Source organism: Photorhabdus khanii NC19 (assembly GCF_000517265.1).
Classification (GTDB): domain Bacteria; phylum Pseudomonadota; class Gammaproteobacteria; order Enterobacterales; family Enterobacteriaceae; genus Photorhabdus; species Photorhabdus khanii.
This window is the reverse complement of record NZ_AYSJ01000002.1, coordinates 225311-245263: the sequence shown is the minus strand read 5'-3', so window position 1 is coordinate 245263 and position 19953 is coordinate 225311. Positions and strand designations below refer to the sequence as shown.

Genomic DNA, 19953 nt, shown 5'->3' with positions numbered 1-19953 from the left:
GCGGGGGGGCGGATTCTATCATATTCTTTCGTTAGCCGCGCCTGCCGATTTAGCAACAGAGCATAAAAACAGGCGGGTTAACCCGCACTCACATATTCAATCAGTATACAGGCCGCAAACGCAGACGAAGATCAGGCCCGACTTGCTGTACATCAAAAATGTTAAATTCCGGCGCATCCGCCAGATTTTTAAGTTCAGGAATGGTAAACAAACCACAGGCGGCATCACCCAGCACTTTTGGCGCAACATAAAATATCAATTCATCTACCAGCCCCAAAGTCAGTAATGCACCCGCCAACAGCGGGCCGCATTCGGCCCAGACAGTATTAATCTGACGTTTACCCAATTGCATCATCAATAACACTAAATCTACACCAGCACCATGAGCAGGCAACAGTATCTGCTCTACATTTTCAGGCCAGTTATGTTCATCCGTTTTAGTACGAGCAAGCCAACAATGGCCGGGTTGTTGTATGACCTGATGCTGCGAGGTAACACGGTTCTGACTATCAACAATAACACGCACTGGTTGACGAAGAGTTTCTTCAGGATAAATCGCCTGAGTTTCTGCATCCAGTTCATTCCAGCGAACAGTCAGGCTAGGATCATCAGCCAGAACAGTACTGCTGGAACTCAGAATCGCACTGCACTGAGCACGGAATTTTTGCACATCATAACGAGCCTGGGATGAGGTAATCCATTTGCTTTCTCCAGAAGCCAACGCAGTTCGTCCGTCAAGAGAAGCCGCCATCTTCAACTGAATATACGGGAAGCCTGTACGCATCCGCTTCAAAAACCCTTTGTTGAGGGATTCCGCCGCCTCCATCATCAGCCCATGTTCGACTTCAATACCCGCCTGTTGTAGCTTATAAAACCCTCTTCCCGCGACCTGCGGGTTAGGATCCTGCATAGCGGTAATCACACGGCTAACGCCGGCAGCAATCAAGACATCGGCACAAGGCGGTGTTTTACCGTGATGGCTGCATGGCTCAAGAGTGACATAAGCCGTTGCCCCTTTGGCTTTATCTCCGGCCATGCGCAAAGCATGGACTTCAGCATGTGGCTCACCAGAACGTAAATGAAAACCTTCCCCAACAATCTGCCCATCACGCACAATCACACAACCGACATTAGGATTAGGTGATGTGGTAAAACATCCCTGACGCGCCAATTCGAAAGCACGCGTCATATATTTTTCATCGTTATTCACTACTTATTAATCCTGTAATTTAGCAATCTCTTCGCCAAATTCACGAATATCTTCAAAGCTGCGGTAGACGGAAGCAAAACGGATATAGGCGACTTTATCCAATTTCTTCAATTCATCCATCACCACATTACCAATCATTTTAGATGGAATTTCCCGTTCACCGGTAGCACGTAACTGAGATTTAATATAGCTAATCGCCACTTCTACATCATCAGAACTGACCGGACGTTTCTCCAATGCTTTTTGCATACCTCGGCGCAGTTTTTCTTCATCGAATGGCTCCCGGATATCATCACTTTTTATCACTCTCGGCATAACTAACTCAGCCATTTCAAAAGTGGTAAATCGTTCATGACACTCAAGACACTGGCGACGCCGGCGCACCTGAGAGCCATCCCCCACCAAACGGGAGTCAATCACTTTGGTATCAACAGCGGCACAAAATGGGCAATGCATATCACTTCCTGATGGTTAGTCCGAACTCAGTTTACAGTTTACCTTAATCTAAACAAAAAACACCCTGCCAGCCGAATACTCACAGGGTGTTTGAACAGCATCAAGGCAGAATAATTAAGGCAATAAAGATGGCTGATCAGCCCCTTCTTTCTCAACCTTTTGCTGGATCATGTGTTCACGCTTCATACCCAGTTTCAACGCCAATGCGGAAGCAACATAGATAGAAGATATCGTACCGATAGAAACACCGATTAACATCGCCAGTGAGAAACCTTTCAGCATTGCACCACCGAAAATATACAACATCAGCACCACCAGTAAGGTAGTCGCAGAAGTCATGATGGTACGGCTCAATGTTTGAGTCAAAGAGACGTTCATAATTTCATACGACGTACCCCGGCGGATCTTACGAAAGTTTTCACGGATACGGTCAGAAACCACGATACTGTCATTCAATGAATAACCGATAACGGACATCAGCGACGCCACAATTGTCAGGTCAATCTCGATGTGAAACAACGACAGAACCCCGAGCGTGATGATGACATCATGCGCAAGCGCGAGAACCGCCCCCAACGCCAAACGCCATTCAAAACGGAACCCAACATAAATCAAGATACAGATAAGCGCCGCCAGTAACGCCATCGCACCATTTTGGGCAAGTTCAGCACCGACATTTGGCCCAACAATTTCAACACGATTCACACTCGCGTCTTTATCAACGGAGTCATTGATGACCTTAATAACCTTTTTGCTCAGTTCCTCATTCGCCGCACCCATCAGCGGTGGCATACGCACCATCACATCACGGCTGCTACCGAAGTTTTGCAACAGAGGATCTTCAAAACCTGCTTTCGCCAGGCTATCACGCATCTTATCCAAATCAGCAGGTTGACTGAGTTTGATTTCAATTACCGTACCACCGGTAAAATCCAATCCCCAGTTAAACCCGCGGGTTGCCATCACAAAAACAGAAGCCACCAACAGTAGCAACGAAATTCCGAAAGCAACGTTGTCCCAGCGCATAAAGTCATGGACTTTGCGACCGTAGTTCAATTGTTCAACAGTATAATCCTGTGCCACAACGTGCTCCTTAAATTGACAGCTTCTTAATACGCTTACCGCCGTATAGCAGATTCACGATAGCCCGAGTACCTACAATAGCAGTGAACATAGAAGTAGCGACACCAATTGACGTTGTTATTGCAAAGCCTTTAATTGACCCTGTACCAACAGCGTAAAGAATGATCGCAGTAATCAGCGTAGTCAGGTTGGCGTCGATAATACTGGAGAAAGCACCTTTATAGCCTTCATGTATCGCTTGCTGTATGGTACGGCCATTACGCAGCTCTTCTTTGATACGTTCGTTTATCAACACGTTAGCATCGACTGCCACTGCCAGCGTCAGAACAATACCAGCAATCCCCGGCATGGTTAGCGTAGCCCCCGGTAACAGAGACATAACACCAACAATCAGCACCAGGTTAGCCAACAGCGCGCTACTCGCAATCAAACCGAATTTACGGTAGTAAATCACCATAAACAGGATTGATGCGACCAGGCCCCACAAACAGGCTTCCAACCCTTGCTCAATATTTTGCAGGCCAAGAGTTGGCCCAATGGTACGTTCTTCCACAATCTGAATCGGTGCAATCAGAGCGCCGGCACGCAGCAGCAAGGATAACTGACGGGCTTCAGTTGCATTAGAAATACCGGTGATACGGAAATTACTCCCCAGACGAACCTGAATATTGGCGATGTTAATCACTTCTTCATTTTTGACTAACACAGCACGGCCATTAGCATCTTTCTTACCGCTGTCTTTATATTCCACAAACAACGTTGCCATTGGCTTACCAACATTGTCTTTTGTGAAATTAGACATTGCGGTGCCACCAGCACTGTCCAGTGAAATATTCACTTCCGGACTACCATATTCATCCGTACCAGAGGTTGAATCTGTAATATGATCCCCGGTCAGAATAACTCGCTTATATAATACAACCGGGCTACCATCGCGGGTATTTTTCACCTCAGAATCACCCGGTACACGACCTGATATAGCCGCAGTAGAGTCAATACTAGTATTAACTAAACGGAACTCCAGGGTTGCTGTCGCACCAAGAATTTCTTTAGCACGGGCAGTATCCTGAATACCCGGTAATTCAACCACGATACGGTCAGCTCCCTGACGCTGAACTAACGGTTCGGCCACACCCAGCTGGTTAACGCGGTTACGCAAAATGGTAATGTTTTGCTGTACCGCATAAGCACGGGCTTCACGCTGACGCTCATCACTCATCACCGCTTTCAGGGTATTATTGGCTCCAACACTGAAAACTACATCACGATGGCGATTGGTAAGATAGCTCTCCGCATCAGAACGGGCTTTTTCATCACGGAAGCGGATCTCTACGCCGTAATTATCAATTTTACGGACAGTAGAATAAGGAATACCTTTTTCACGTAAATCAGTACGCAGGCCATCAATATTCTGCTCTTGCAGTTTGCCTAATGCGGTTTCCATATCCACTTCCATCAGGAAGTGCACACCACCACGCAGATCAAGGCCCAGTTTCATTGGCTCTGCGCCAATCTTACCCAACCAGGTTGGTGTTGCTGGTGCCAGATTCAATGCCACCACATACTGATCGCCCAACGCGGACATCAGAGCTTCACGGGCACGAAGCTGAATATCAGAATTATTGAAACGAGCAAGAATCGCACCATTTTCCAGCGCAATAGATTTACTCGTGATTTGATCTTTCTCTAAAACATTACGGACTTGGTCCAGCGTTTGCTCACTGGCGGCAATGCCTCGCGCGCCAGTGATTTGTACAGCCGGATCCTCACCATAAAGGTTGGGAAGTGCATAAAGCAAACCGATGAGGATCGCAGCGATCAGCATCAGATACTTCCACAAAGGATAACGGTTTAGCACGGCAGTTCCCTTCGGGAAAATCAGAAATTACAGAGCCTTCATTGTACCTTTCGGTAAAACGGCAGCGACGAAATCACGTTTAATAGTCACTTCAGTGGTGTCATTCAGTGCTAAAACGACATAACCCGTATCAGCAACTTTAGTTACACGACCAATCAAACCACCATTGGTCAGAACCTCATCACCTTTGGAAATAGAATCCATCAGTTTTTTATGGTCTTTCGTACGTTTCTGTTGTGGACGCAGGATCATGAAGTAGAAGATCAGACCGAAAACAACCAACATGATGATCAGAGAATATGGACTTCCCTGAGCCGCCGGTGCACCAGCAGATGCCGTTGCTTCAGAAATAATACTCATTAAACTTTTCCCTCATTGTTATCAAAATTGATAGTAATCAAAAAACCAACCGCAATATGCTATACACACTGAGGTCAGTCAATAACCACTTAAGTCAAACATTTAATAGCGGAACCGGTTTACCAATCCGCTGATAAAAATCTTCAACAAACTGTTCAAGATTACCTTCTTCGATGGCTTTACGGATCCCAGCCATTAGACGCTGATAATACCGCAAATTATGGATAGTATTCAGCCTTGCACCGAGAATTTCGTTACAACGATCAAGATGATGCAAATACGCACGGCTATAATTTTGGCAAGTATAGCAGTCACATTGCTCATCCAACGGTGAAATATCTTCTTTATGTTTGGCATTACGGATCTTAATGACACCCTCGGTGACAAAAAGATGACCATTACGGGCATTACGGGTTGGCATTACACAATCGAACATATCAATGCCACGGCGAACCCCCTCCACCAAATCTTCTGGCTTTCCCACCCCCATCAGATAACGCGGTTTGTCCTGCGGGATTTGCGGGCAGACATGTTCAAGAACACGGTGCATATCTTCTTTAGGCTCCCCAACCGCCAGACCGCCTACAGCGTACCCATCAAAACCAATCTCTACCAGACCTTTTACTGAGATATCACGTAAATCTTCGTAAATGCTCCCTTGAATAATACCAAACAAAGCATTTTTATTCTGTAATTCATCAAAACGCTGACGACTGCGAGCTGCCCAGCGCAAGGACATCTCCATCGAACGTTTCGCATAATCCCAATCAGCAGGATATGGCGTACATTCATCAAAAATCATCACAATATCAGAACCCAAGTCATACTGGATTTCCATTGATTTTTCCGGGCTAAGGAAAACAGGCGTACCATTAATTGGATTACGGAAATGTACACCTTCCTCTTTGATTTTACGCATCGCGCCGAGGCTGAATACCTGAAAACCGCCTGAATCCGTTAAAATCGGGCCATGCCATTGCATAAATCCATGCAAGTCACCATGAAGTTTCATGATTTCCTGCCCTGGACGCAGCCACAAGTGGAAAGTATTACCAAGCAGAATTTGCGCCCCGGTTTCTTTCACTTCTTCCGGTGTCATGCCTTTTACTGTGCCGTAAGTCCCCACAGGCATAAATGCCGGCGTTTCCACAACGCCACGTTCAAAAACCAGACGACCGCGCCGAGCTTTACCATCAGTAGTTTGTAATTCAAATTTCACTTAACCTCCAGGCACCAGATAAACAGTCTGATGCTGATTTCATACATTAATTACAATAAATTAAGAAACTTTTTCCTTGCAAGCCAAAGGATTACGGCGAATAAACATGGCATCACCGTAACTAAAGAAACGGTATTTTTCTGCCACCGCCTCTTTATAAGCGCTCATAGTATTTTTATAACCAGCAAATGCAGAAACCAGCATAATAAGTGTCGATTCCGGCAAATGGAAATTGGTAATCAGCGCATCAACAACCTGATATTCAAAACCCGGATAGATAAAAATCTGCGTATCATTAAAAAATGGCGCAATTAACCCATCCTGGCAAGCTCTTGCTGCGCTTTCCAACGAGCGGACTGACGTTGTTCCGACAGCGACAACCTTATTACCCCGGGCCTTACATGCCAGGACAGCATCAACCACATCCTGCGGCACTTCAGCATATTCAGCATGCATAATATGGTCTTCAATGGTTTCCACACGCACTGGCTGGAAAGTACCGGCCCCTACATGCAAGGTAACAAAAACCATTGCCACCCCTTTTTCACGCAGGGCTTCCAATAATGGCTCATCAAAATGGAGACCCGCCGTTGGCGCGGCTACTGCGCCTGGGCGTTCACTGTATACCGTTTGATACAGCTCGCGATCCGCTTCTTCATCAGGGCGATCAATATAAGGCGGCAAAGGCATATGGCCGACATCATCCAGAATGGACAGCACATCACGCGGATCATCAAAACGTATTTCGAACAGCGTGTCATGGCGGGCCAGCATCGTCGCTTTAACGTTCTCACTGTCCCCCAGCAACAGCTCTGCCCCCTCTTTTGGCGCTTTGGAAGCGCGCACATGTGCAAGTACCCGCTTATCATCCAGCACCCGTTCAACCAGAACTTCCAGTTTACCGCCGGTGGCCTTCCGGCCAAAAATACGCGCGGGTATAACCCGAGTATTATTGAAAACCAGTAAATCCCCGGCATTCAGCTTATCAAGAACATCCGTAAAAACACCATGCGTTAACCCCCCTGTTTCACCATCAAGAGAGAGCAGACGGCAGCCACTGCGTTGTGGTTGAGGGTAATGAGCAATCATTTCGTCAGGAAGTTCAAAAGTAAAATCGGAGACTCGCATTGTATTTAATCATTCAGAAAAACAAGCGGACTAGTCTAGTGCCGCAGCTCTGAGGGTGCAACAAATAAGCACATAACTTCGCTGATTTATATTATAATCACCGGATGAATTTTCTCGCTCACCTTCATTTAGCTACTCTGGCTGAAAGCTCCCTGTTAGGGAACCTGATGGCGGATTTTGTTCGCGGTAATCCAGAGGGACAATACAGCGCTGACGTGGTTGCAGGCATTCGCATGCATCGACGGGTTGATGTATTAACAGATACCCACCCGTTGGTTATTCAAGCCCGTTACCTGTTCAGTAGCCAATATCGGCGGGTTGCACCGATTACATTGGATATTATTTGGGATCACTTCCTTTCCCGATATTGGGATAAACTGGTTCCCGATGACTCATTACCGGCATTTATTCACCGTGTCCACAGTCAGATAGAACCTCATCTTTATAAAACTCCCGAAAAATTTCAGGAAATGAATGAGTTTTTATGGTCACAAAACTGGTTGATCCGCTATGCAGATCTTACATTTATCGCAAATGTACTAAATGGCATGGCCCGAAGACATCCCAGATTATCTGCTTTATCGGGATCATTTCAGGATATAGAACAACATTACTCTGACCTTGAAGCATTATTCTGGCAATTTTATCCCTCTATGATGGAAAAAGCACAAAATAAAGATTTTTACAATCTCCCCCAAATGAAACTGGAAACCTCACCCAATTAACAACACGGGTAAAGCGTTATAGTAAAGAAAATAAAAATAAAGTATTGATAGGTAAAATCTATTGCAAAAATTAGTATTTTACCCTTTATTGATGTACGCTAATTCCTTATTCTACATCCAATTTTCACATAAACCCCGGTTAAAACTACAGGAGTAACTCATGGTTCTGGTAACTCGTCAAGCCCCTGACTTTACAGCAGCAGCTGTCCTTGGCAACGGCGAAATAGTTGGGAATTTCAACCTGAAAAAACACCTGAACGGTAAACCTGCCGTTATCTTCTTCTGGCCAATGGACTTCACTTTCGTATGTCCTTCCGAACTGATCGCATTCGACCACCGCTACGAAGAGTTCAAAAAACGCGGTGTTGAAGTTGTTGGTGTTTCTTTCGACTCTGAATTCGTCCACAACGCATGGCGTAAAACTCCTATCGATAACGGTGGTATCGGCGAAGTTAAATATGCAATGGTTGCTGATACTAAACGTGAAATTCAAAAATCATACGGTATTGAGCACCCAGACGCTGGCGTAGCTCTGCGTGGCTCTTTCCTGATCGACAAAAATGGCGTTGTCCGTCACCAGGTTGTTAACGATCTGCCACTGGGTCGTAACATTGACGAAATGCTGCGTATGGTTGACGCACTACAATTCCACGAAGAGCACGGCGATGTATGCCCTGCACAGTGGGAAAAAGGTAAAGAAGGTATGGGCGCATCTCCAGACGGCGTAGCTAAATACCTGTCTCAGAACGCATCTAAACTGTAATCTCAAACGTTACCCATAATTCAGACCAGTTGGCTTCTGCCAACTGGTTTCTTTATCGCTGAAATTCTTCGTTTTGCAGCCTTGCGCACAAAAAATAAACCTTTCTAATAACTATCACCTCTTATAATTAAATTTACAATTAGTTAACATTAAAATTCATGTAAATAAAACAAGCACTTCCACTTTATACAAATCATCCCGCAAAACGACAGGAGTTCACAACATGTTGAAAACATGGAAAACACCACTGGTAATAATATCCTTACTCATCTCTTCCCATCTTTATGCCGCTTCAGAACCCGCCGTTGAAGCTAAGAATGGCATGGTTGTCTCAGCCCAACACCTTGCTTCACAAGTTGGTGTGGATATCCTCAAGATAGGTGGAAATGCTATTGATGCAGCTGTTGCTGTTGGCTATGCCCAAGCCGTTGTAAACCCATGCTGCGGCAATATCGGCGGCGGTGGTTTTATGACAATTCATCTGGCCGATGGCACAAATACTTTTATTAACTTCCGCGAAACCGCACCAAATGCGGCAAGTGCCAACATGTATCTGGACAAAGAAGGCAACGTTGTTAAAGGAGCCAGTTTATATGGCTACCTGGCCGCTGGAGTGCCCGGAACTGTGATGGGGCTGGACAGTACCCTAAAAAAATATGGCAAACTCAGTCGTGAACAGGTCATGGCGCCTGCAATTAAACTGGCACGCGAAGGTTATATATTGACCCGTGCAGACACAGACATTCTGGACACTTCAATCAAACGTTTCCGCAAAGATCCAGAAGCAGCCCGCATCTTCCTGCGCAAAGATGGCTCCCCTTATCAACCGGGCGACAGATTGATACAAACCGATCTGGCAAATACACTGGAATTAATTGCCAACAAAGGGCAAGAAGCGTTCTATCATGGAGATATTCCTAAACGGGTTGCAGAAGCAGCTAAAAAATCAGGCGGCATTATTACCGAAGCCGATTTCGCCAATTATAAGATCTCAGAAACAACCCCCATCACCTGTAGCTATCGCGGTTATAAATTTATCTCTTCACCGCCACCCAGTTCAGGAGGGGTAACAATGTGTGAAACCCTGAATATTCTGGAAGGTTACAACCTCAAAGAAATGGGATTCAACTCTGCTGACTATATTCACACACTGACGGAAGCGATGCGTCATGCCTATATGGACAGAAATACTCACCTTGGCGATCCAGAATTTGTCAAAAACCCAATTGATCGCTTACTAAGTAAGAGCTATGCCGAATCTCTGCGTAAAAAAATAAAACCAGGGGAAGCAACATCATCAGAAAATGTTCAGCCGGGTATTGAACCACATGAGAAACCAGAAACCACACACTACTCTATTGTAGACAAAGAAGGTAATGCGGTTTCAACCACTTATACAATCAATGGGCTTTTCGGTGCTGTCGTTATCGCACCTGGAACCGGTTTCTTCCTCAATGATGAAATGGATGATTTCACGACAAAAATTGGTGAGAAGAACCTGTATGGGCTCGTTCAGGGTGCGACTAACTCTATCGCCCCCGGTAAGCGCCCACTATCATCAATGAGCCCGACACTCGTCACTAAAGACAATAATATATTCCTTGTTCTGGGCTCACCCGGAGGCTCTCGTATTATCTCTATCACTTTACAAACTGCCTTAAACATCATTGATCACGGTATGCCTCCTCAAGAAGCGGTCAATAGCCCCCGTATTCATCACCAATGGTTACCAGATGAAGTTTATTATGAACAACGTGGTGTTTCTAAAGACTCGCTGAATTTGCTGGAAAAAATGGGATATAAGATGGTGGAACAAACACCGTGGGGCGCAGCTGAGTTGATTATGGTTGGTTTACCAAAAGCTGCCGACGCTTCAAATACCGGTTCTTCGGGTAATGATTCCGCCGTATCTGGTCAAGTTCGTGAAAACTATTTCTATGGTGCCAATGATGTTCGACGCCCGGCTGGTGCTGCTATTGGTTACTGATGACAGATAGTTAAAGAAACCAGCAAACTATGTAACAGCGGGATGGAATACCTTTCTCAGGCACGCCATCCCGCACTTTCTCTAACGATCTGACGATGACGAACGGTCAAATAAACGGACCATTGTCACTGATGACTTTGACTTTCTTGTGAACCAGAACGCCCCCAAATACGGTCATAAGCACCAAACACAACCAGAACCAACAGGGAGGGAGCTAACCAAGCTAACCCTTGATCAGCCAATGGTAAACGAGTTGCCCAGTTTGGAAATAAATACACCAAGGTTTCTGATGACTTGATAGCATCTAAAATGCCAAACAGCAGACTGATTAACATAACCGAAGCCAAAATACGGCTGAAATTATTCCACCAGCGCAGAGTAAAACTCAGAACAATCAAAACGATACAAGGTGGATAAATCGCAGTCAGTACCGGAATAGAAATATTGATCAAATGACTCAAACCAAGGTTAGAAGTCAGCATGGAGAATAAACCCAGGATCAAAACCAATGAGCGGTAAGACAGAGGCAGATAACGGCTGAAAAACTCAGCACACGCACAAGTCAATCCAACCGCAGTCACCATACAGGCGACAAAAATCAACACGGCGAGGAAAAGAGCGCCAACACCACCAAAAGTATGCTGAACATAGGCATGCAAAATTACAGCGCCATTTTCCGCATGAGGAATCAATGATCCACTGCCAGAACCCAGTTTGAACAGAGACAGATAAACCAGCACCAGACCGAACCCGGCAATCACCCCTGCCCACGTCGCATAACGGGTCAACAATGACGATGAAGCAACACCTCTTGAACGCGCCGCATTAACGATAACAATACCAAATACCATCGCGCCCAAGGTATCCATCGTCAGATAACCATTAACGAAACCACTGGAGAATGGGATTTGCTGATAAGCATCAATTGCAGGAATTGAGGCCCCCGCAGGCCAAAGTAGAGCAGCAACACCCAGTATACCTAACGCCAGCATTTTAATGGGCGCTAGCACATGCCCGACAGTATCAAGTAAACGACCAGGATAAAGCGAGACAGCAATTACCAGGGCAAAATAAATCAGACTGTAAATAAAGAGCGGTAATTCACCCGAACCGGCAAGGGGAGCAATACCCACTTCAAAAGAAACCGTTGCAGTACGTGGAATTGCGAATAAAGGGCCAACAGCCAGATAACAAACCGTCGCCAGCAGCAACCCCGCAACCTTACCAATGGGTGAACTCAGCTCTTCAATACCACCGCCTACTTTTGCCAACGCAATGATTGTAATGACCGGTAAACCAACCGCAGTGACTAGAAAGCCTAATGCAGCTACCCAAACATATTCACCCGATTGTAATCCCACCATAGGAGGAAAAATAATATTTCCCGCCCCTACAAACAGGGCAAAGGTCATAAACCCTAACGCCCAAATATCCTTAGATGATAAACGATTTGTCATAATAATTGTTAATTTTTTGTTACCATTTTAATGGCTTGAATAATATAAATACCGCCAATAGTTAAGCCTACATTGGCAATATTGAACCCTAATTTAACGATTTATTATCAAAATAATATTCACCAGTATCTGTTGAATACAAAACTATAGTGGTTATTATAGATAGAATCGCCAGCAACTGCCCACAAGTAAAACTTTTATAGCGCTAGAAGGCAATAGATAAACCATAATGCAGAACTATATGCCGCACTCTTTTTCAAAACCAGTGATTGCTGTTAGCTATCATTGAATACACACTATATGATTTGCGTTTTTTTTAACCTGTAAAGCTAATGATTAATTGCGAAGATTAATTATTACTTTTAATCAAACTATCCTTATCTCTTTTACTGGTTATTCTATCCGGTACAATCAATCCTGACAGTAAAGTAAAACTGAAGGTTGCTCCTTGTCCTATTTCACTGGAGATTTCAAGGTGGGAATGGTGATGATGTAAAGCATGCTTAACAATAGCAAGACCGAGGCCACTTCCCCCTGTTTGTCTGGAACGGGCTTTATCTACCCGATAAAAACGTTCGGTCAAACGGGGTAAATGTTCTGCATTGATACCTGGTCCATTATCTTTCACAGTAAACTCAGCACCGTGGGAGTTCTTTTTCCAACTGACATCAATCTGAGTGCCTTTCGGGGTATGGTTAACTGCGTTATAAACCAGATTCGACATTGCACTGCGAAGCTGCTCTTCATTGCCGAAAACTTTTAGTTTTTCACCAATATCAAAATTAATTTTATAGCATTCATTACCAAGCGCAGCGGCTTCCTGACGCAATACCTTAAGTATCAGAGGCACATCAACCACTTCATTCATATCAATCTGAGGAGCGGCTTCAATTTTAGAAAGCTGCAATAATTGCTTCACCAAACTATCCATCCTCCGGGCTTGCTCCTGCATCGTATTCAGCGCTTTATTATTCAGCGAACCAGACACTTCCTGATCTTGCATGACTTCCAGATAACCCTGTAATACGGTTAAAGGCGTACGCATTTCATGGCTGACATTTGCAAAAAAGTCACGGCGGGCATTTTCCAGGGCCCGTTTCTGCGTCACATCCCTGGCAACCATTAATAGTTGCTCTTCAGAGTAAGGCATAACCCTAAACTCAACAGTGAAGCCGTTATTTAACTCTATTGATAACGGACGCGTAAAATCCCTGGAAAGCATATACCGATTAAAATCAGGATAGCGAAGTAAATTAAAAATAGGCTGCCCATGGTCCTCAGGCCAACGGAAACCCAGTAAATGCTGGGCCAAACGGTTACACCAGAAAATATTACCTTCGGTTGTCATCATAACAATGGCATCCGGCAATAACTCAGCGCCACTACGAAACCGTTTGATCAATAACGCCAGTTCACGGCGCCGTTTCCGGTTCCGTTGCTGCATTTGGTGAATACCGTAAAAAATCGGCTCCCATCCCCCTCTTCCCGACGGCGGCAACATCCTGCGATCTAACCATAACCAATCCGAAAGTTTCAGCAAATTATAGCCATGCCATATCAGCGCCAAAAATACCGAAGCAAACAAACACCAGGATAAATGACCAATAAATATCGACAAAATTAATGCAGGCAAACAAAAAAGAAACAGTTCTGAAACCAGTTTTTTCCAGGATAAACGTTCTAACACATCAGGTTCTCCGGTGCGCAAACTCAGTAACGGGTAGAAAAACGATAACCAGTCCCACGAACGGTCTGCACCATTTTATCATGACCTCCAATCTCTAAGACTTTACGTAAACGTCGAATATGGACATCGACAGTTCTGTCTTCAACATAAACATTTGCTCCCCAAACATAATTGAGCAACTGTTCACGGCTGTAGACCCGCTCAGGATGAGTCATAAAGAAATGAAGCAATTTAAATTCGGTCGGCCCCATATCCAGAGCCAGATCCTGGCTGGTTACACGATGGGAAGTGGCATCCAAAACCAAGCCATCCATTTCAATGATATCTTCCATCACCATAGGTGAAATACGCCGCAATACCGCTTTGACTCTGGCAACCAGCTCTTTAGGAGAGAAAGGCTTGGTTATATAGTCATCGGCCCCAACTTCGAGGCCGCGAACCCGATCTTCCTCTTCACCACGTGCTGTCAGCATCATCACCGGAATATCACGGACATTATTATCCCGTTTCATTTGCTTGATTATCTGCAAACCAGAACCCCCGGGGATCATCCAATCCAATAACACCAAATCAGGATAGGGTTCAGACAAACATGCCAGCGCAGAATCATAATCTTCCGCCTCTACCGGCTGATAGCCATTTTTTTCCAGCACAAAACAGACCATCTCACGAATCGGAGCTTCATCTTCAACGACCAGAATACGTCTTATCATGGTTAATCCTGTTAAATATTGAGATAAACGCGACTGAGTTTTAAAAGGCATTATGCGTCAGATTTATGACAGATTTATGAAATCCTGCCTCGGTTATCCTTCACCTGCAATCTGTTTCGCAATAATTAATTTAAACAACTGTCATATTTCATCATGAATGCGAGGCGGCTCGGAGATATATTCACGAAGCCAGATTTAACGGCGACATTTAGAATATAGCCATTATAATCATCATTCACTTTAACCCATTGCGGTGGCACTATGCGTATTATTCACACTTCGGACTGGCATCTTGGTCAATATTTTTTTACAAAAAGCCGGGCTGCTGAACATCAACATTTTCTGCGTTGGCTGATTAAACAGGTTGAAAATTACCAGGTCGATGCATTAATTGTTGCCGGAGATGTATTTGATACCGGCTCACCACCCAGTTACGCCCGTGAATTATATAATCGCTTTGTTGTTGAACTGCAACCTACTGGCTGTCAGTTAATTATCTTGGGTGGTAATCATGATTCCGTGGCAACGTTGAATGAATCAAAAGAGCTGCTTTCCTGCCTGAATACCACCGTTATTGCAAATGCTGACGAAGATCCACAAAAACAGATAAAAACACTTAACACTAGGGAAGGTCAAGCTGGCGCCATCCTCTGTGCAATCCCTTTTCTGCGACCAAGAGATATTATGACCAGCCAGTCGGGCCAGTCAGGAGAACAAAAACAACTGGCATTACAGGAAGCGATTGCAGAACACTATGATCGACTCTATCAGCAAGCATGTAAGTTACGTGATGAGTTGAATTTACCCTTACCTGTTATTGCCACCGGGCATCTCACCACCGTTGGTGCCTCTGCCACAGATTCAGTCCGGGATATTTATATTGGTACACTTGATGCCTTCCCGGCACAAGCTTTCCCACCGGCGGACTATATTGCACTTGGGCATATTCACCGGCCGCAACTCGTCGCCAAATCTGAACATATTCGCTACAGCGGTTCCCCCATACCACTCAGTTTTGATGAAGTCGGGCAGGAGAAAAGTGTCTGTTTAGTGGAATTTACCCAAGACAAATTGGAATCCATTAAACTTTTACCCATTCCTCAATATCAGCCTATACAACTTATCAGGGGTGATCTGCAACAAATTGAACAACAATTACAAACGTTTAATGACTATAAAGGTGAGCGACCCGTCTGGCTGGATATTGAAGTTGCCACACAAGATTACCTCCACGATATCCAAAAAAGAATTCAATCAATGGTTACAAAACTTCCTGTCGAAGTCATTCTGCTGCGGCGTAGTAAAACACAACGGCACAATATGCTGGCACAAGAAAACAGAGAAACCCTGACAGAACTCAGCGTTAACGAGGTTTTTACCCGGCGGCTTGAGCAATCAGAACTTGAAGATGAAGAACACAAAAAACGTCTGACCACCCTTTTCGAACAAACACTGAATAATCTCTATCAGGATAAAAACAAGGAGGAACAGGCATGAAAATTCTGAGTCTGCGGCTGAAAAACATTAATTCATTACAAGGTGAATGGAAGATTGATTTCACAACAGAGCCGTTTGCCAGCAGCGGTCTGTTCGCCATAACCGGCCCTACCGGTGCGGGTAAAACCACCTTACTGGATGCCATCTGCCTTGCGCTTTATCACGAAACACCGCGATTGACAGTTTCGGCATCACAAAATGAGCTGATGACCCGCCACACAGCAGAATCCCTGGCTGAGGTTGAGTTTGAAGTGAAAGGTGTCGCTTACCGCGCTTTCTGGAGCCAACGGCGAGCGCGCAACCAGCCGGACGGCAATCTGCAAGCCCCGAAAGTGGAACTCGCATTCAGCAGCAACGGCAAAATTCTGGCAGATAAGATCCAGGATAAGAAAGAGAAAATTATCGAAATTACCGGATTGGATTACGGTCGTTTCACCAAATCCATGCTGTTATCCCAAGGCGACTTCGCTGCTTTCCTCAATGCTCAGCCCAATGAACGGGCTGATTTATTAGAAGAATTAACCGGTACTGAAATTTACGGTATTTTATCCCAGCAAATTTACCAGCAACATAAAGAAGCCCAATCAGAACTGAGTATTCTGCAAGCCAAAGCCTCTGCCATTGATTTGTTAACGGAAGAACAGCATCAACAATATCTCGAGCAACAGCAACAACTCGCTGATTCTGAATCACAGCTGAATCAACAAATTAAAACCCTGCAACATTCGGAGCAATGGTTGATCCGTGAGGAAGAACTTCAACAATTTGCTACTGAAAATCAGGTTATTTTACAACAGGCAGAAAACGCGCTTACCCATGCAGAACCGCAACTGCAAAAACTGGCTAACAGTGAACCAGCAGAAATACTTCGTCCATTATTGGATGACAAAAACCGAACTCAATATGAGCATCAGAGAATCAATAAGCAGTTGGAAGATATGCATCAGCAACTTCAACAACAGCAGCAGACATTCACGCCGATACAACAAAAAGCGACTGATGCCGATTCTGCCAGAGAAGCACATCAACAACACCGACAACAACAAGAAAAACTGATATCAGAACAGGTGATCCCATTGGATCATCAGATTGATGGTCAGACTAAAGATCTTAATCTTACCCTGCAACAAATCGGCGAACAGAAAGTAGCATTTGAAAACAATGACCAGCAATATAACGCGGCAAATCAGCACGCCCTATCATTAACTAATCAAAGAAAACAACTGGAAAACTATTTCGAACAGCAGGTTTATCATCAATATTTCGGTGAAAAAATTGCTTTCTGGCAACACCAATTCTCCTGGTGGCAAGAGCAGCAGCAACAGATTGATCACCAGACTCAAAAAATTGACAAGCTCACCACCGAAATCACACAGCTCAACACTAGTCTGCATAAACAAGAAGCAGACCTAAAACAACAGATTGAAAATAACCAACCACTGAAACTGGCGTTTGAACAAGCAGAACAGCAATTTTTTCATCTGCAAAAGCAATATTCACCGGAAAGATTACAAAAACAATTAATTGAACATCAGGCACAACTGCCGCTGCAACATAAACTGGAAATACTGTCCCCGCAGATCCTGCAATTACAAGCCATGATTGCCAGTAATCATGTTCGTTTACAACAACCGGAAAGATTATTAAAGGAACTTCCTGTTCAAATTGAAGCTATTGATAAACAACTCTCAGACAAACAGCAACATTTAGCAGATCTTTCTCAACGTATTCAGTTAGAACAAAAAATTGTCAGCCTGGAAAAAGAACGGGCACAACTCAAAGAAGGCGTTCCTTGTCCACTTTGCGGTTCTGAACATCATCCGGCTATTCAAGCTTATCAAAAGATTGAATTGCCAAAATCAGAACAACGGCTAAAAGATTTACGTCAGGAATGTGAAGAACTACAAACTACCAAAATATCGTTAGTTAATAAAAACGAGTTTCAACAGCAACAATACAACCATATTTTGCAAGAAGTTGCTGACGCTGAACCAAAATTGAATTCATTAATTCAACAATGGCAGCAAACTTGCGAAACATTACAAACTGAAATTTCTCCTTCAGATAAACCGGCGCTTGAAGCATTTGTACAACAGAACCAATCGGCTTATCAGCTTTGTCTGGCCCAATTAGCCGAGTTTGAACTGGCAGAAAAAGAACATCAAAAAACAGAAAAAACACTAACAATACATACAGAACAGATTAAAAAAATGGAGCAAGGCATTGAACTAAATAAACAACAATACAATGCCCTGAAAAAACACCTGTCTGAACTGCAACCAGAGATACAGCAACAACAGAGTAAGCTGGCTGATATTATCGAAAAAATGACTTCTGAATTACAGGAATATGATTTATCACTGCCGATCCTGAATGATGCTGAAAACTGGCTGCAACAACGTAGAAATGAGTGGCAGGTATATCAAAACTGCCGTGAAAATTGGCAACAGATTCAAAAAGAACAAGCCATCGTTCAAAACCAGATTGAATCACTGAGTAAACAAAAAGAAGAATATGCATCCCGTTTAAACGTATTTAATCAAAAAGAACAACAACAGAAACAGCAACTCGCAGATACGCAACAGCAGCGCCAAAAACTATTTGGTGAACAGTTGGTCGCGAAAATTACTCAGGCATTACAGCAACAATCTCAGCAGTTGGAAGAAGAGTACAAACAGATACTGTCATCTCTGCAACAGGCACAATCCAGTATCAACCAGCTTACCGGCGCAATTCATGAGACAGAAAAAAACAGCAAACAAGCTGAACAACAAAAACAGCTGGCAGAACAGAATTTCAACTCTGCGTTAGCAAAAAGCATATTTGCCGATCAGAGTACCTTTGAAGCCGCCCTATTATCACCAGAGCAACGTAAAGCGTTGCAACAACTCAAAGAACAGCTCGAACAACAACAGATACAGGTCAAAGCCTTGTGTCAAAAAGCAGCAGAAGCCCTGCAACAACATCTGAAAAATCGCCCTGAGTTACTTGCTCAACATACAAAACCACAATTGACTGAACAGTTGGAAAACATCACTGATGAGCTGAAAAGAAACACCTTACAACAAGGAGAATTGAGAAACCTGCTTAGTAATGACGCAGTACGCCGCCAACAACAAAAATCCTTGCTGGAAGAGATCAACCATTGCCAACAAAATTATGATGACTGGAGTTACCTTAATAACCTGATTGGTTCAGCAGATGGCGCTAAATTCCGCCGTTTTGCCCAAGGGCTAACACTGGATCATCTGGTTCATCTTGCCAATCAACGGTTGAGAAAACTTCACGGACGCTATTATTTGCAACGCAAAAACAGTGACGGTCTTGAACTACAAGTTGTTGATACCTGGCAAGCCGATGCCATTCGTGATACCAAAACCCTTTCCGGTGGTGAAAGTTTTCTGGTCAGCCTCGCTCTGGCTTTAGCTTTGTCTGACTTAGTCAGCAATAAAACCTGTATTGATTCACTGTTCCTGGATGAAGGCTTTGGCACACTTGATCCAGAAACCCTCGATATTGCGCTTGATGCTCTGGACCATCTGAATGCTTCCGGGAAAACCATTGGTGTTATAAGCCACGTCGAAGCCATGAAAGAACGGATCCCAGTACAGATTAAGGTTAAAAAAATTAATGGACTTGGAATAAGTAAACTTTCACCTGAGTTTCGTTATGATAAACAATAGCGGAAAATAATAAAAAACCATCACTAAAATGAAAGCGCCATGGCAGGATTCCACTTTGTTTATCCTGCCATATTTAATTCATTTATCAACGATTCTATACTCCGTTTATTTTACATTTACCTAACTT

At 44.2% G+C, this 19953-nt stretch carries 15 protein-coding genes; 5 read left to right on the top strand and 10 right to left on the bottom strand.

What is annotated here, in order from left to right:
• Window positions 1–100: 100 nt before the first annotated feature.
• The 7 genes from ribD to queA all read right to left on the bottom strand — a co-directional run bounded on the left by ribD (window position 101) and on the right by queA (window position 7314).
• Window positions 101–1210, bottom strand: a complete 1110-nt coding sequence (ribD, locus tag PTE_RS01115; protein WP_071992918.1) for a bifunctional diaminohydroxyphosphoribosylaminopyrimidine deaminase/5-amino-6-(5-phosphoribosylamino)uracil reductase RibD — start codon at window positions 1208–1210, stop codon at window positions 101–103.
• A gap of 6 nt (window positions 1211–1216) precedes the next feature.
• A complete protein-coding gene (nrdR, locus tag PTE_RS01110) occupies window positions 1217–1666 on the bottom strand; it encodes a transcriptional regulator NrdR (RefSeq protein ID WP_036842402.1) in 450 nt (149 codons plus the stop codon).
• 114 nt (window positions 1667–1780) lie between these two features.
• Window positions 1781–2749, bottom strand: coding sequence for a protein translocase subunit SecF (gene secF, locus PTE_RS01105; protein ID WP_036842400.1), 969 nt, complete (start codon window positions 2747–2749; stop codon window positions 1781–1783).
• Window positions 2750–2759: 10 nt separating this feature from the next.
• Window positions 2760–4607: a protein translocase subunit SecD gene (secD, locus tag PTE_RS01100; protein ID WP_071992917.1), complete on the bottom strand. Its 1848-nt coding sequence runs from the start codon at window positions 4605–4607 to the stop codon at window positions 2760–2762.
• Between the two features lie 27 nt (window positions 4608–4634).
• Complete coding sequence (yajC, locus tag PTE_RS01095; protein ID WP_021323460.1) at window positions 4635–4967, bottom strand: preprotein translocase subunit YajC; 333 nt, start codon at window positions 4965–4967, stop codon at window positions 4635–4637.
• Between the two features lie 94 nt (window positions 4968–5061).
• On the bottom strand, window positions 5062–6186 hold the full coding sequence (gene tgt, locus PTE_RS01090; protein WP_036842395.1) for a tRNA guanosine(34) transglycosylase Tgt: 1125 nt from the start codon (window positions 6184–6186) through the stop codon (window positions 5062–5064).
• A 60-nt stretch (window positions 6187–6246) separates the two neighbouring features.
• Window positions 6247–7314 (bottom strand): tRNA preQ1(34) S-adenosylmethionine ribosyltransferase-isomerase QueA, encoded by a 1068-nt coding sequence (queA, locus tag PTE_RS01085; protein WP_036842393.1) that lies wholly within the window; start codon window positions 7312–7314, stop codon window positions 6247–6249.
• Window positions 7315–7418: 104 nt separating this feature from the next.
• Between queA and PTE_RS01080 the strand changes: the two genes are divergently transcribed.
• The 3 genes from PTE_RS01080 (at window position 7419) to ggt (ending at window position 10789) form a co-directional block, all read left to right on the top strand.
• Window positions 7419–8039 carry an acyl carrier protein phosphodiesterase gene (locus PTE_RS01080; protein WP_036842391.1) on the top strand — a complete coding sequence of 207 codons (621 nt, stop codon included), beginning with the start codon at window positions 7419–7421 and terminating at the stop codon, window positions 8037–8039.
• Between the two features lie 160 nt (window positions 8040–8199).
• Complete coding sequence (locus PTE_RS01075; protein WP_036842390.1) at window positions 8200–8802, top strand: peroxiredoxin C; 603 nt, start codon at window positions 8200–8202, stop codon at window positions 8800–8802.
• Between the two features lie 223 nt (window positions 8803–9025).
• Entirely contained in the window at window positions 9026–10789 is a 1764-nt protein-coding gene (gene ggt, locus PTE_RS01070; protein ID WP_036842388.1) for a gamma-glutamyltransferase, read from the top strand.
• A gap of 125 nt (window positions 10790–10914) precedes the next feature.
• Here ggt and brnQ read toward each other — a convergent pair whose 3' ends face one another.
• The 3 genes from brnQ to phoB all read right to left on the bottom strand — a co-directional run bounded on the left by brnQ (window position 10915) and on the right by phoB (window position 14646).
• A complete protein-coding gene (gene brnQ, locus PTE_RS01065) occupies window positions 10915–12246 on the bottom strand; it encodes a branched-chain amino acid transport system II carrier protein (protein WP_036842386.1) in 1332 nt (443 codons plus the stop codon).
• Between the two features lie 349 nt (window positions 12247–12595).
• Window positions 12596–13933, bottom strand: a complete 1338-nt coding sequence (phoR, locus tag PTE_RS01060; protein WP_036842384.1) for a phosphate regulon sensor histidine kinase PhoR — start codon at window positions 13931–13933, stop codon at window positions 12596–12598.
• 23 nt (window positions 13934–13956) lie between these two features.
• Window positions 13957–14646 carry a phosphate regulon transcriptional regulator PhoB gene (phoB, locus tag PTE_RS01055; RefSeq protein WP_036842382.1) on the bottom strand — a complete coding sequence of 230 codons (690 nt, stop codon included), beginning with the start codon at window positions 14644–14646 and terminating at the stop codon, window positions 13957–13959.
• A 261-nt stretch (window positions 14647–14907) separates the two neighbouring features.
• On the opposite strand from phoB, the gene sbcD reads away from it, so the two are divergent.
• Window positions 14908–16143 carry an exonuclease subunit SbcD gene (gene sbcD / locus PTE_RS01050; protein WP_036842379.1) on the top strand — a complete coding sequence of 412 codons (1236 nt, stop codon included), beginning with the start codon at window positions 14908–14910 and terminating at the stop codon, window positions 16141–16143.
• Entirely contained in the window at window positions 16140–19826 is a 3687-nt protein-coding gene (locus tag PTE_RS01045; RefSeq protein ID WP_036842378.1) for an AAA family ATPase, read from the top strand. The genes sbcD and PTE_RS01045 overlap by 4 nt, the downstream gene beginning before the upstream one ends.
• The last annotated feature ends 127 nt before the right edge of the window (window positions 19827–19953 follow it).

Coding starts and splice junctions, on each gene's coding strand:
- nrdR (WP_036842402.1), bottom strand. CDS start 1,666: ATGCATTGCCCATTTTGTGCCGCTGTTGATACCAAAGTGATTGACTCC.
- phoB (WP_036842382.1), bottom strand. CDS start 14,646: ATGATAAGACGTATTCTGGTCGTTGAAGATGAAGCTCCGATTCGTGAG.
- sbcD (WP_036842379.1), top strand. CDS start 14,908: ATGCGTATTATTCACACTTCGGACTGGCATCTTGGTCAATATTTTTTT.
- brnQ (WP_036842386.1), bottom strand. CDS start 12,246: ATGACAAATCGTTTATCATCTAAGGATATTTGGGCGTTAGGGTTTATG.
- PTE_RS01075 (WP_036842390.1), top strand. CDS start 8,200: ATGGTTCTGGTAACTCGTCAAGCCCCTGACTTTACAGCAGCAGCTGTC.
- yajC (WP_021323460.1), bottom strand. CDS start 4,967: ATGAGTATTATTTCTGAAGCAACGGCATCTGCTGGTGCACCGGCGGCT.
- queA (WP_036842393.1), bottom strand. CDS start 7,314: ATGCGAGTCTCCGATTTTACTTTTGAACTTCCTGACGAAATGATTGCT.
- PTE_RS01080 (WP_036842391.1), top strand. CDS start 7,419: ATGAATTTTCTCGCTCACCTTCATTTAGCTACTCTGGCTGAAAGCTCC.
- ggt (WP_036842388.1), top strand. CDS start 9,026: ATGTTGAAAACATGGAAAACACCACTGGTAATAATATCCTTACTCATC.
- PTE_RS01045 (WP_036842378.1), top strand. CDS start 16,140: ATGAAAATTCTGAGTCTGCGGCTGAAAAACATTAATTCATTACAAGGT.